The 12,407-nt window shown below is 60.7% G+C and carries 14 protein-coding genes and 1 pseudogene; 8 read left to right on the top strand and 7 right to left on the bottom strand.

Annotation, left to right across the window (positions count from 1 at the left end; translation table 11 throughout):
• Positions 1–169: 169 nt before the first annotated feature.
• On the bottom strand, positions 170–1,042 hold the full coding sequence (locus D7I37_RS14665; protein WP_129544774.1) for an oxygenase MpaB family protein: 873 nt from the start codon (positions 1,040–1,042) through the stop codon (positions 170–172).
• Between the two features lie 176 nt (positions 1,043–1,218).
• Here D7I37_RS14665 and D7I37_RS14660 point away from each other — a divergent pair, with 176 nt between their 5' ends.
• Together D7I37_RS14660 and D7I37_RS14655 are read left to right on the top strand one after the other, a co-directional pair.
• The gene (locus D7I37_RS14660; protein WP_095096385.1) at positions 1,219–1,662 is read left to right on the top strand and encodes an acetyltransferase; all 444 of its coding nucleotides are present in this window, start codon (positions 1,219–1,221) and stop codon (positions 1,660–1,662) included.
• A 61-nt stretch (positions 1,663–1,723) separates the two neighbouring features.
• Positions 1,724–1,861, top strand: a pseudogene (locus D7I37_RS14655) (MetQ/NlpA family ABC transporter substrate-binding protein); the annotation flags it as partial.
• Positions 1,862–1,903: 42 nt separating this feature from the next.
• On the opposite strand, the gene D7I37_RS14650 reads toward D7I37_RS14655, so the two are convergent.
• Positions 1,904–2,548: a TetR/AcrR family transcriptional regulator gene (locus D7I37_RS14650; RefSeq protein ID WP_095096382.1), complete on the bottom strand. Its 645-nt coding sequence runs from the start codon at positions 2,546–2,548 to the stop codon at positions 1,904–1,906.
• A gap of 174 nt (positions 2,549–2,722) precedes the next feature.
• Here D7I37_RS14650 and D7I37_RS14645 point away from each other — a divergent pair, with 174 nt between their 5' ends.
• Together D7I37_RS14645 and D7I37_RS14640 are read left to right on the top strand one after the other, a co-directional pair.
• Positions 2,723–2,980, top strand: a complete 258-nt coding sequence (locus tag D7I37_RS14645) for a YdgH/BhsA/McbA-like domain containing protein (RefSeq protein WP_095096380.1) — start codon at positions 2,723–2,725, stop codon at positions 2,978–2,980.
• Positions 2,981–3,184: 204 nt separating this feature from the next.
• Positions 3,185–3,442 carry a YdgH/BhsA/McbA-like domain containing protein gene (locus tag D7I37_RS14640; RefSeq protein ID WP_095096377.1) on the top strand — a complete coding sequence of 86 codons (258 nt, stop codon included), beginning with the start codon at positions 3,185–3,187 and terminating at the stop codon, positions 3,440–3,442.
• 116 nt (positions 3,443–3,558) lie between these two features.
• On the opposite strand, the gene D7I37_RS14635 is transcribed toward D7I37_RS14640, so the two are convergent.
• Positions 3,559–4,488: a helix-turn-helix domain-containing GNAT family N-acetyltransferase gene (locus tag D7I37_RS14635; RefSeq protein WP_129543916.1), complete on the bottom strand. Its 930-nt coding sequence runs from the start codon at positions 4,486–4,488 to the stop codon at positions 3,559–3,561.
• A 472-nt stretch (positions 4,489–4,960) separates the two neighbouring features.
• Between D7I37_RS14635 and amyA the strand changes: the two genes are divergently transcribed.
• Both amyA and D7I37_RS14625 read left to right on the top strand, forming a co-directional pair.
• Positions 4,961–6,451, top strand: a complete 1,491-nt coding sequence (gene amyA, locus D7I37_RS14630) for an alpha-amylase (protein ID WP_129543915.1) — start codon at positions 4,961–4,963, stop codon at positions 6,449–6,451.
• A gap of 124 nt (positions 6,452–6,575) precedes the next feature.
• Positions 6,576–7,424, top strand: coding sequence for a PA4780 family RIO1-like protein kinase (locus tag D7I37_RS14625; RefSeq protein ID WP_095096368.1), 849 nt, complete (start codon positions 6,576–6,578; stop codon positions 7,422–7,424).
• Between the two features lie 21 nt (positions 7,425–7,445).
• Here the strand turns inward: D7I37_RS14625 and D7I37_RS14620 are convergent, their stop codons facing one another.
• Positions 7,446–7,664, bottom strand: a complete 219-nt coding sequence (locus D7I37_RS14620) for a hypothetical protein (protein ID WP_095100048.1) — start codon at positions 7,662–7,664, stop codon at positions 7,446–7,448.
• Between the two features lie 69 nt (positions 7,665–7,733).
• On the opposite strand from D7I37_RS14620, the gene D7I37_RS14615 reads away from it, so the two are divergent.
• Positions 7,734–8,558: an AraC family transcriptional regulator gene (locus tag D7I37_RS14615; protein ID WP_061797713.1), complete on the top strand. Its 825-nt coding sequence runs from the start codon at positions 7,734–7,736 to the stop codon at positions 8,556–8,558.
• Here the strand turns inward: D7I37_RS14615 and D7I37_RS14610 are convergent.
• The 3 genes from D7I37_RS14610 to lsrG all read right to left on the bottom strand — a co-directional run bounded on the left by D7I37_RS14610 (position 8,534) and on the right by lsrG (position 10,487).
• The gene (locus D7I37_RS14610) at positions 8,534–9,124 is read right to left on the bottom strand and encodes a LysE family translocator (protein ID WP_061797714.1); all 591 of its coding nucleotides are present in this window, start codon (positions 9,122–9,124) and stop codon (positions 8,534–8,536) included. The two genes, D7I37_RS14615 and D7I37_RS14610, sit on opposite strands and share 25 nt — an antisense overlap.
• Positions 9,125–9,208: 84 nt before the next feature.
• Positions 9,209–10,114 (bottom strand): EamA family transporter, encoded by a 906-nt coding sequence (locus D7I37_RS14605; RefSeq protein ID WP_095096365.1) that lies wholly within the window; start codon positions 10,112–10,114, stop codon positions 9,209–9,211.
• 79 nt (positions 10,115–10,193) lie between these two features.
• Positions 10,194–10,487 carry a (4S)-4-hydroxy-5-phosphonooxypentane-2,3-dione isomerase gene (gene lsrG / locus D7I37_RS14600; RefSeq protein WP_061797717.1) on the bottom strand — a complete coding sequence of 98 codons (294 nt, stop codon included), beginning with the start codon at positions 10,485–10,487 and terminating at the stop codon, positions 10,194–10,196.
• 189 nt (positions 10,488–10,676) lie between these two features.
• On the opposite strand from lsrG, the gene lsrK reads away from it, so the two are divergent.
• Entirely contained in the window at positions 10,677–12,242 is a 1,566-nt protein-coding gene (gene lsrK / locus D7I37_RS14595; protein ID WP_061797718.1) for an autoinducer-2 kinase, read from the top strand.
• The last annotated feature ends 165 nt before the right edge of the window (positions 12,243–12,407 follow it).

Genomic DNA, 12,407 nt, shown 5'->3' with positions numbered 1-12,407 from the left:
CCTCAATAGGGTCAGGGCGCAGGCAAAAGTGTGCTGCGCGCTAAAATGGAATTTGGCTTTTCCCAAGTGTAAAGCGCATTACTGGCCGAATCACCCGTAAAAGTCTCAAAAGCGACCGTAAGCGGAGAGAAACATTGGGTTATTGCTAATAACTATAGTGCGCGTCGGCTCAGGAGGCGCGGCTAATTCGCCGCTGGGCGCGCTGATAAGAGCCGTTGCGCATCGACCCGCGCAGCACTTTGCCGACCCCGGCGACGCCGGTGCGCACCAGCCGCCGCCGCAGCGCGCCGGAATGAAAATCAAACTGCCGCTGCGCCCAGGGCGGCAGCAGATCGATCCCCGCCTGCATCACCAGCGCGGCGAAAGGCCGCGCCAGCGCACTGGGCGCCGGGGCGGCCAGCAGAATGCGCGCCACTTCCCGCGTACGCGCATCGCACGCCAGCTGCGGCCGCATCCGCTGCAGATAATCCTCCACCTGCGCGCAGGAGGTTGGGATATCGCGCGCGCCCAGCGCGGCGGCGATGCGCGCCGCCTCCCGGTAATACCGGTCCTGCGAATCGCGGGAGAGTTGCGGGTTGCGGTAACGCAGATGGCTCGCCAAAAAGCGGCTGCTTTCCGCCACGTGCACCCAGGTGAGCAGGTCGGGATCGCTGGCGGCATAGGGGGTGCCGTCGCTGCCGACGCCATTGACCCGCAGGTGTATGGCCTTGACTTTGGCGATCAGCCTTTCGGCTTCGGCGGTGGGCCCGAAGGTGGTGACGGAGACGAACTGACTGGTGCGGCGCAGGCGGCCAAGCATGTCTGCGCGAAAATTGGAGTGATCCCACACCCCGGCCAGCGCCAGCGGGTGCAGCATCTGCAGCAGCAAAGCGCTGACGCCGCCGCACAGCATCGAGGTGAAATCATTGTGCACTTGCCAGATGACCGACTGCGGGCCAAACAGGCCGGGATCGCCCGGCGGATTTTCGAAGTCCACTCCGCCGAGCGCCAGCCCGGTCAAGCCTATTACCTGTTTTTCAATCGCCGCGCGCACCGCTTCCATCTGCCTGACCTCGTTTACCGCCCGGGGCCAGTGTAACACGCGGCCCGCGGTCCCGATCGCCCGGCCGGCGCCGAACGGGAACCCGCGACAGGCGGCGCGGCGAATTCGCCGTTGCCAGACGCCGGGGACGGGCTTAAATTTATTGGCTATGCATTCATTAAATAACGGACATTGCAATGATTACCATCAGAGCACGCGCGGCGCAAGACAACGCGCAACTGGCAGAGATCTGGCAGCGGTCGGTGCGCGCCACCCACCACTTTCTCACCGAAGACAATATCGCCCAGCTGTACCCGCTGGTGCTTAACGACTACCTGCCGGCGGTCAGCGTCTGGGTAGCCGAAGATCGGCCGGGGCATCCGTGCGGCTTTATCGGACTGGACGGCAACAAGGTGGAGATGCTGTTTATCGACGCCGAACAGCGCGGCAAGGGCGTGGGCCGGGCGCTATTGGCGCACGCGGAGACGCTGCACGACGAACTGCAGCTGGACGTTAACGAGCAGAATCCGCAGGCCAGCGGTTTTTATCGCCATTACGGTTTCGAGGTCACCGGCCGCTCGGCGCTGGACGGCCAGGGCAACCCTTTCCCGCTGCTGCACATGAAGCTGGAAAAACGCTAATATCGAACCGATCGGCATCTACTCGAAAAAATACAAAAGCCTGAAGGATCTGCCGGACAACGCCAACATCATCACCGTGCAGCGGGCGGACGTGAACAAGCCGGAGATCGTGGCGTTGGTGAAGGCGCTGCACTCCAAACCGATCCAGGACTTTATCCGCCAGAAATACCAGGGCGCGGTGATCCCGGTTAACCAGTAACCCCCGCCCCACGGCCCGGCGCAAGCCGGGCCCATCCGATACTTATACCTTATTGCCAATCTGGCTGAGACGCGGCCACACCAGCATCAGCGCATCCAGCAGCCGCAGCAAATCCTCTCGCCCCGCCCCTTCGCGCGCCTGCACCGACATACCCTCTATGGTGCAGATAATGTATTTGGCCAGCAGTGCGGTATCGGTTTTCGCCAACAGTTCCCCCTGCTGCACCTTGCGGTCAAAACAGTCCTTCAGGCTGGCTTCCTGCGCATGATGTTTGCGGCGCAGCATTTGGGCGACGTCATCCGAGGAAGATGACAGCGCAGCGGAGGCGCACACCATAAAGCAGCCGGACGGGGTGTCCGGATCGGTAAATACCTCGGCGGAAGAGCGCACGTAGGCTTCGACGATCTCCGCCACCGGCAACTCCTGTTCCAACAGCTGGTTGGTGCAGGTGGCGTATTTTTGCAGGTAGCGCTCGACCGCCGCGCGGAACAGCCCTTCCTTGTTGCCGAACTCGGCGTACAGAGTGGGCGCCTTGGCGCCGGTCACTTCGACCAGGTCCGCCAACGAGGTGGACTCATAACCGTGCCGCCAGAACAGTTCGAGTGCGCTTTCCAACGCACGGTCACGATCAAACTGTTTCGGTCTGCCGCGGCTTTTCTTGGCGCAGACCTCTTCATCGATGCTCATAGACCCTCTCTTATCCCGCCCGCAGCAGGGCTGACAAATTAAATTAACGATCATTATAAAAAAATATTGCGCCGCCGTCGAGAAGCGATTAGCATTTAGTTATCGATCGTTAATAAATATTGACGACAGACAGACAAAACGCCATATCACCCTTATCGGATAGGAATTAACATCATGAAAAACTTAAAAATAACTCTGGCAGCCATCGCCCTTGCCGGCGCATCCTTCGGCAGCTTCGCCGCCGATCTGGTCAACAGCCAACCGCAGGATCAGCAAAAAGTGGGCGTGATCAGCGTCAGCGGCGCCTCTGATATCACCTCGCTGGAAGCCGGCCTAGCGGCCAAAGCCGATCAAGCCGGAGCCAAATCCTTCCGCATCATCGGCGCAGGCGGCAACAACCAGCTGCATGGCACCGCAGTAATTTATAAATAACAATGCGTTAAGCGTCATTCATCGCCACGGTACCCGGGCAAAGCCCATGAGATGAACGACGAAATAGCACAAATTAATTAACGAGCATTAAAAAAATACTTGCAAAGCGTCGAACCGGCGTCTAACATTAAATTATCGATCGTTAATTAATTTAACGACCAAACAGAACAAACATCATACAGAACAGAGATAGGAAATAAGACCATGAAAAACCTGAAAATTACCATCGCCGCTATCGCACTGGCCTCAGTTTCTTTCGGTAGTTTCGCCGCTGAACTGGTTAACGCTCAGCCTGCCGACCTGCAAAAAGCCGGCGTCGTGACCGTTAGCGGGGCTTCAGACCTCAGCAGCCTGGAAAACAAACTGGCGGCCAAGGCGGACGAAGCCGGCGCCAAATCCTTCCAGATCATCGCGACCACCGGCGACAACAAAATGCACGGTACGGCGATCATCTACAATTAATGCCTGAACCGGCGACAGTGCAAAGAGGCGGCGTTAGCCGCCTTTTGTTTTATGCCCCGCCCAAACGCCTGAGCAGCCGGCGGATCAGCCCGCTGCGCCACCGTCATTGAAATCGCTTACGTCCCGCTATTTTGCAGATCCTTCAGCATGCAGACGTTGCAGCCATGGTGCCCGGTATTGCCGCGCCTCTCCGTCAGCAACGAAAAGCCGAGCGCCTGATACAGACCCAACGCCTCTTTCAACTGTTCGGTGGTTTCCAGATAACAGTAACGATAGCCGGCCGCCCGCGCCGCCTTCAGCGCCTGCACCACCATATAGCGCGCCATGCCCAGCCCGCGCACGCCGGGTTTGAAAAACAGCTTTTGCAGCTCGCAATAGCCCGGATCGCCGCCGGCCAGCGGCGCGATGCCGACGCCGCCCGCCACCTGCCCATCCCGCTCCAGCACCCAATACCTGCCGCCGTTTTCGCGGTACAGGCCGGTCAAGCGTTCAAGATCCGGGTCATGCAGGCTGACCCCTTCCATTTTATCCATGCCGTACTCGCGAAATACGTCGCGAATAATCTCGGCCATCGCCGCGTCGTCAGCGGGCGCGATCGGCCGCACTTTCAGCCTGGCGTCGCGCTGCTGGCGGGCGCTGCGCAACGCCGCGGTCATTTTGCGCAGCGCCGCGGTGGTGCTCGCCAGCTCGTCGTCGTCCAGCTGCGCCAGCGCCGCCTGCATAAACGCGTCGGCGTCGGCGTCGATGGCCGCCAGCATCCTGCGCCCGGTTTTACTCAATCGGTGCAGGCTATGCCGCTTGTCGTCGGGGTGATCCAGCGTGTCGATCATGCCGGCCGCCACCAGGCTGCGCAGCGCCCTGCTGGCGCTGGCCTTGTCGATGCACAGGCGGGCCGCCAGCTCGGTGACCCCCAGCGGCCGCTCACTGGCTTCGATCATCAGATGGATCTGCAACGGTGAAAAACGCGTGCCGTTGCTTTGCTTGTTCAGCATGCCGAACTCTCTGACCAGATTGCGCGATAATGCTCTGAAATCCCTGATATTCACTGCGCTATTCCCCGTAATTCCGGCGGCGCGCGCCCTCGGCCGCACGCCGCCATTGGTTGATAGTGTTATCTAATTTTCGTCATAACGATAACGCATAATCAACGACGGATGAATATCCAGTCGCGCCAGCGAATATGTCAAAACATTTCAATGTTCAGCATTAAATATCAATTAAATTTAAATAAATGAAATTAAAAACCAGTAGTTAAATAATTAATGGATTTAAATCTCGACGGAAAACCAATCATTACGCTAAAAAAGCCAACATATAAAAACCAAGTAAATGAATTAAAACAAAAAACAAGTAAAGTTAACGCCAACAACCTTACCGCTATCGGTACAACAACGGTTACATATTTCCGCCGCGTCTCTCCCACCTCCCAACGCCTTTTCCCTTTTGCCGAAATTAGCCCATGCTTTAAACGGACGCGGAGAAAACTCACCTCTTTCTGGCTAACCGGGATGCTGGCTCATGACGAAAAAAACCACGCTGCTGCAATTCTTCCACTGGTACTACCCCGATGGCGGCAAGCTTTGGCAAGAAGCCGCGGAACGCGCGCCGCATTTGGCCGGGCTGGGCGTCACCGATCTGTGGCTGCCGCCCGCTTACAAGGGCGCTTCCGGCGGTTACTCCGTCGGCTACGACACCTACGATCTGTTCGACCTGGGCGAGTTTGACCAAAAAGGCAGCCGCGCCACCAAGTACGGCGATAAGGCGGCGCTGGCCCGGGCCGCCGCCGCGCTGCGCGATAACGGCGTGCGGATCATTTACGACGTGGTGTTCAACCACAAGATGGGCGCGGACGAAAAAGAGCGGGTGCACGTTTATAAAGTGGACGCCAACAACCGCAACGATATCGACGACCAGGGTTTCGATGCGCTGGCCTACACCCGCTTCACCTTCCCCGGCCGGCAGGGCGCCTATTCCAAATTCATCTGGGACTATAAATGCTTCAGCGGCGTCGACTACGTTGAGCAGCCGGACGACAAAGGGGTGTTCAAAATCGCCAACGACTATGGCGACGACGGCTGGAACGACCAGGTCGGCGATGAGAAAGGCAACTTCGACTACCTGATGGGCGCAGACGTCGAGTTTCGCAACGGCGCGGTGGCGGAAGAGCTGAAGTACTGGGCGCGCTGGCTGATGGAGAGCCTGCCGTGCGACGGTTTCCGCTTGGACGCCGCCAAACATATCCCCGCCTGGTTCTTCAAGGAATGGGCGAGTCACGTGCGCGACAGCGCACAGCGCGATCTGTTTATCGTCGCCGAATACTGGTCGCACGATCTGGCGGCACTGCGGCAATATATCGAGCTGGTGGACGGCAAGGTGATGCTGTTCGACGTGGCGCTGCACCTGAAATTCCACCAGGCGTCGAAACAGGGCGACGGCTTCGACATGGCGCAGATATTCACCGACACCCTGACCGCCGCCGACCCGGCGCACGCGGTGACGCTGGTGGCCAACCACGATACCCAGCCGCTGCAGTCGCTGGAAGCGCCGGTGGAGCCCTGGTTCAAGCCACTGGCCTATGCGCTGATCCTGCTGCGCGAACAGGGCGTGCCCTGCGTGTTTTACCCCGACCTGTACGGCGCCAGCTATAAGGATAAAGGCCGCGACGGCGCGGAGTATCAGATTGACATGCCGGCGATCCCGGCGCTGGAAAAGCTGATCCAGGCGCGCCAGCGCTTCGCCAACGGCGCGCAAACCGACTACTTCGACGATCGGCACTGCGTGGCCTTCAGCCGCAGCGGCACCGCGGAAGCGCCGGGCTGCGTGGTGGTGCTGACCAACGGCGCGGAAAGCGCCAAAGCGGTGACGCTCGGCGCCGATCTGGCGCACACCGCCTGGCGCGATTTTCTCGGCAACCGTCAGGATGAAATCACCACCGACGAACGGGGCACCGCCAGCTTCCCGGTGAACGGCGGCGGCGTCAGCCTGTGGGTATTGGCGGAAAATCTGTAACCCTTTCGCCGTCGCGGCGAACAGACGTGACGGCGGCAAAACTAATTTTTAGCTTTCTGGTCTAAATTACGCTAACAACAGCGCAAACCATTCACAGCGGAGCCTAAATAGGGTACAAGGCTGCATGAAAATTCCAAAACGACTCCAGCCATTGGTAGATGATGGTTTAATCGACGACGTCATCCGCCGTTTAAAAAGTGGCAAAGAAGCCGACGTATTTATCGTGCGCTGCGGCGAAGAGATCCGCTGCGCCAAAGTGTATAAAGAAGCAGACAAACGCAACTTCAAGCAGGCCGTGCATTACCAGGAAGGCCGCAAGGTGCGCAACAGCCGCGACGCGCGCGCCATGAGCAAAGGCTCCAGGTTCGGTCGCCGGCAGCAGGAAGAAGCCTGGCAAAACACCGAAGTGGACGCGCTGTACCTGCTGGCCAAGGCCGGGGTGCGGGTGCCGCAGCCGGACATTTGCCTGGACGGCGTGCTGCTGATGGAACTGATCACCGACGAAGAGGGATTGGTGGCGCCGCGCCTGAGCGACGTCACCCTGACGCCGGAGCAGGCGCGGGCCGACCACGCGCTGATGATGAACTACGCGGTGCGCATGCTGTGCGCCGGCCTGGTGCACGGCGACCTGTCGGAATTCAACGTGTTGATGGACAAAAACGGCCCGGTGATTATCGACCTGCCGCAGGTGGTGGACGCCGCCGCCAACAACCACGCCAAAAGCATGTTCGAGCGCGATATCAACAACATGTCGCAGTATTACGGCCAATATGCGCCGGAGCTGCTCACCAGCAAGTATGCCAGGGAAATCTGGGCGCTGTATCAGGAAGGCAACCTGACGCCGGAAAGCGCGCTCAGCGGCAAGTTCGTCGAGAGCAATAAACGCGCCGACGTGGGCTCGGTGCTGGAAGAGATCCAGGCCGCCAGCGAAGAACATCAGCGCCAGCTGATGGCCCGCAACGAAGAAGATTAAGGGCCCGGTCGGCCGACCGGGCTACTCGATTCTGAACACCTCCGGCCGCTGTGGCGTCGCCGCTTCGTGATAGATATCCGCCAGATAGCCTGCGATCTCCTCCTCGTTCAACGCCCAGGGCAAAACGATGTCGTAACAGCGCGCGTATTTGCGCTCCGGCAGGGTGACGTTGAACAGCAGCCACGCCTCACCGACGCGTTTTACCCCCATCAGGCGACCGAACACGTTAAAAATCATCATGCGCATTTTCCTCCATGGCCGGTTTTAGGCTATAACACTCTGACTCAGCCGCATTGAAAAGGACACCGCGTGACGGAAAATACCCCGCAGTTCTGGCGTGACCCGCAGCTGCCGTTTGTCGAAGCGCGCGCCATCGCCGATGGCCGCAAGGTGTGCTACGCCCTGCACAGCCACGAGTTCTTTTCGATAGGCGCCATTATCGGCGGCACCAGCACCTATATCAACGGCGAACAGCGTCTGCAGGTCAGCGCCGGCGATCTGGTGATCATCAACCCGCAGCAGGCGCACGCCTGCAACCCGATAGCCGACCAGCCTTGGTCGTACATCATGTTTTATCTCGATCTGGCCTGGCTGGGGGCGCTGCAGCAAGAGCTGGCCGGCGGCGGAGAGGAATTTATTCCGTTCACTCAGCCGCTCAGCCGCGATGCGGCGCTGTTCGTCGGGTTGAATCAGCTTTATGCGTTGCTGATCGATCCGCAGCGGAGCCGGCTGGAGAAACAGATCGCGCTGGTGGAATATTTCAGCGCGCTGCAGCGCACGCTGGGCGACGCCTGCCCGGCCGATACCGTCGCCCACCCGCGGCTGGAAGCGGCGGCGGCGTTCATCGGCGCGCACTGCGCACAACCGCTGACGCTGGAGGACATTTGCCAAGCCGCAGCCCTGTCGCCCTCCTACCTGATCCGCGCGTTCAGGCAGCGTTACTGCATGACGCCACATGCCTATCTGGTCAATCGCCGCATTCAATATGGTCACCGGCTGCTGAAACGCGGCTATCCGATCGCCGTCGCCGCCAGCGAAAGCGGTTTTGCCGATCAGGCGCACTTCCAACGCACCTTCAAACAGCTGCTGGCCGCGACGCCCGGCCAGTATCAAAAAATCTCCGCCAGCAGATAACAGGCGCTGGCCGCCAGCAGCAGCGCCATCAGTCGGTTGAAGCGCCGCAGGTTGCGCGCCTGCTGCAACAGGCCGCGCAACATGGCGCCGGCATAGGCCCAGCAGGCTACCGAAGCGTAGCAAATCACAAAATAGAGGGCGGCGAACTGCCACAGCAGCCGAATATCGCCATCGCCGACGAAAGCACCGAGGCTGGCCACCGACGCCAGCCAGGCTTTGGGGTTCAGCCATTGCATCAGGGCGCCGTACCGGCAGGAAGGCGCCTGCGCCTGGCTTTCGCCCAGGCGGCCGTCGTCAAACGCCAACCGATACGCCATAAACAGCAGAAAAGCCGCCCCGCTCCATTGGATGATGCGGGTCAGCGCCGACCAGTGCGTCAACAGCTGATGCAGCCCCAATCCCAACAGCACCAGCAGCAGGGTGAAGCCCAGCGTCGCGCCCAAGACGTGGCGCTGGGCGGCGCCAAAGCCGAACTGCGCGCCGGCGCTCAATGCGACGATGTTTACCGGTCCGGGGGTGATGGAAGCCGCCAGCGCAAACGCAGCCATGGAAAGATAGATATTCATTCGGGCACCTTGAGAAGATATTCACAGGTGCCAGAATGCGGCTCGGCGCCGACAAAGTATTGAACGGAATCACCCTGCGCCCGATTATCGGGCTGCGGCCGCCCGCCAGCGCGGCAAACCGAAGGTATTCACCGCCATGCCGGCCAGCACCAACAGGGCGCCGCCCAGCTGCGGCGGCGACAGCGCTTCGTCCAGCAGCAGCCAGCCGCTGAACAAACCGACCAGCGGTACCAGCAGGGCCAACGGCGCCACCCGCCAGGTTTCATAGCGCCCCAGCAGGCTGCCCCATACCGAATAGCCGAACAGCGTGGCGGCAAACGCCAGATAGGCGATCACCAGCAGCGTGTTCAGCTGCAGGTGGCTCAGGCTGGCCAGCACCACCTGCCGGCCATCGAACAGCCAGCTGCAGGCCAGAAAAGGCACTACCGGGATCGGCGCGCTCCACACCACCAGCGGCAAAATGCCCTGCTGCGGGAAACCGGACAGGATCTTTTTATTGGTCAAATTGCCCAGCGCCCAGGAGAACGCCGCCGCCAGCGTCAGCAGCAGGCCCGCCAGCGGCACGGCGGCCACGCCGGCCTTATGCAGGCTGGCCTCCGCCAGCACCAGCATGCCGAGGGTGGCGATCGCGATGCCGGCCAGGTGGTTGGCCCGCAGCCTTTCCTTCATCAGCAGCACGCCCAGCAGCAAGGTGAAGAACACCTGCGCCTGCAGCACCAGCGAGGCCAGCCCGGCCGGCATTCCCACCTTGAGCGCGAAAAACAGGAAGGCGAACTGCGCAAAGCTCATGGTCATGCCATACAACAGCAGCCATTTCCACGGCAGCGCCGGCCGGGGGATAAACAACATGGCCGGGAACGCCACCAGCAAAAAGCGCAGCCCGGCCAGCAGAAACGGCGGCATGTCCTGCAGGCCATATTTGATGATGACGAAATTCACGCCCCAAATAACCACCACCAGCAGCGCCAACAGCCGATCGCGCAATATCATTTTCGCCCCGCTTATCTCACTGAAAACCCACGTTGCTTTTCAGATTACAACCAAACCGGGCGAATAAACACCGGCGCGTTTACTCCGGCATCAGGCCGATAAAGGTGGTTTTCTTGCGCGGGCCGGTCATCAGCGCTTCCAGTTGCTGCACGCACTGCAGGTAATGCGGCGTTCGCTTATGCGCCGCCACCGCCTGCTCGTCGCGGTAGGCTTCGTAGATATAAAAACGCGTCGGGATGTTTTCATCCTGCAGCACGTCGAAGCGCAGGTTGCCCGGTTCGTCGATCGCCCCCAGATGGTTGGCGCGGAAGACCGCGATAAACTCGGCGATCTTGTCCTGTTTAACGTTAATCTCTACCAGAGTGACGTGCATGACGGCTCCTTGTTTGAACTGCGCACAATAAAATGGCTCTTTCAAACCATAGGTTTATTCGCGCCATTTTCCCCTTTGCGGCGGCAATTTTGCCGCCCCGCTCACAAATCCAGCCGGCGCCGGCCCTCCGTTCCCCTGCGGGATGAGGTGACATCTATAGTTAAGATCCCACCCCTGAGAGTGTGAGCTATGGATAACTATTTGATGGCGTTGGACGCGGGAACCGGCAGTATTCGCGCGGTAATCTTCGATCTGGCGGGCAACCAGGTAGCGTACGGCCAGGCCGAGTGGCATCACCTGGCGGTGGCGGGCGTGCCCGGCTCGATGGAGTTTGATCTCAGCCGCAACTGGCAGCTGGCCTGCCAGTGCATCGGCCAGGCGCTGCAGCGCGCCGGTTTGTCGCCCCAGGCGATCCGCGCCGTATCCTGCTGTTCGATGCGCGAAGGCATCGTGCTGTACGATCGCAACGGGGTGCCTATCTGGGCCTGCGCCAATGTCGATGCGCGCGCCAGCCACGAGGTCAGCGAACTCAAAGAGCTGCACGACAACAATTTCGAACGCGAGGTGTATCAATATTCCGGCCAAACGCTGGCGCTGAGCGCCATGCCGCGCCTGCTGTGGCTGGCGCATCATCGGCCGGATATTTATCGCCAGGCGGCGACGCTGACCATGATCAGCGACTGGCTGGCGAACATGCTGAGCGGCGAACTGGCGGTGGATCCTTCCAACGCCGGCACCACCGGCATGCTGGATTTGGTGAGCCGCGACTGGCGGCCGGCGCTGCTCGACATGGCCGGGCTGCGCGCCGATATTCTCTCGCCGGTGAAGGAAACCGGCAGCCTGCTGGGGCGCGTCACCGAGCAGGCGGCGCAGGAGAGCGGATTGCTGCGCGGCACGCCGGTGGTGATGGGCGGCGGCGACGTGCAGCTCGGCAGCCTGGGGCTGGGCGTGGTGCGCGCCGGGCAAACCGCGGTGCTGGGCGGCACCTTCTGGCAGCAGATAGTCAACCTGCCGGAACCGGCTACCGATCCGGACATGAACATTCGCATCAATCCCCATGTGATCCCCGGCATGGCGCAGGCGGAGTCTATCAGCTTCTTCACGGGTCTGACCATGCGCTGGTTCCGCGACGCCTTCTGCGCCGAAGAAAAGCTGCTGGCGGAACGGCTGGGCGTCGACGCCTACAGCCTGCTGGAGGATATGGCGGTCAGGGTGCCGCCGGGCGCCTACGGCGTGATGCCGATATTCTCCGACGCCATGCATTTCAAAACCTGGTACCACGCCGCGCCGTCGTTCATCAACATGTCGATCGATCCGGAGCGCTGCAACAAACAGACCCTGTTCCGCGCGCTGGAAGAGAACGCCGCTATCGTTTCCGCCTGCAACCTGGAACAGATCGCCCATTTCTCCGGCGTGCGGGCGCAGTCGCTGGTCTTCGCCGGCGGCGGCGCCAAGGGCAAGCTGTGGAGCCAGATCCTCAGCGACGTCACCGGCCTGCCGGTGCGGGTGCCGGTGGTGAAGGAAGCCACCGCGCTGGGCTGCGCGATTGCCGCCGGGGTCGGTGCCGGGCTGTACGAGTCGTTGGCCGCTACCGGCGAGCGGCTGGTGCGCTGGGAACGGGAATATCAGCCCGACATGGCCAATCATGAACTGTACCTGCGCCAGAAAGAAACCTGGCGCCAGGTCTATGCCGATCAGCTGACGCTGGTGGACCACGGCCTGACCACTTCGCTGTGGAAAGCGCCGGGCTTGTGATCGCCGGGCCTATTGCGCCCGGCGGATAAGCTTATGACATTAATTCCTTTCCGCCGAATACGCGGCGTTGGCCGCGTATTCGCTTGCCGTGCGCGATTATTCCCCCTCAGAAACAGTGTAACCACCGCTAACGGATTTATCCGCCGCAACGGCCTGCGTAAATTG

The organism is Serratia sp. 1D1416 (genome assembly GCF_003641105.1).
GTDB classification, from domain to species: Bacteria; Pseudomonadota; Gammaproteobacteria; order Enterobacterales; family Enterobacteriaceae; genus Serratia; species Serratia ficaria.
The sequence above is the reverse complement of the archived record's forward strand: the minus strand, read 5'-3'. Positions and strand labels throughout refer to the sequence as shown.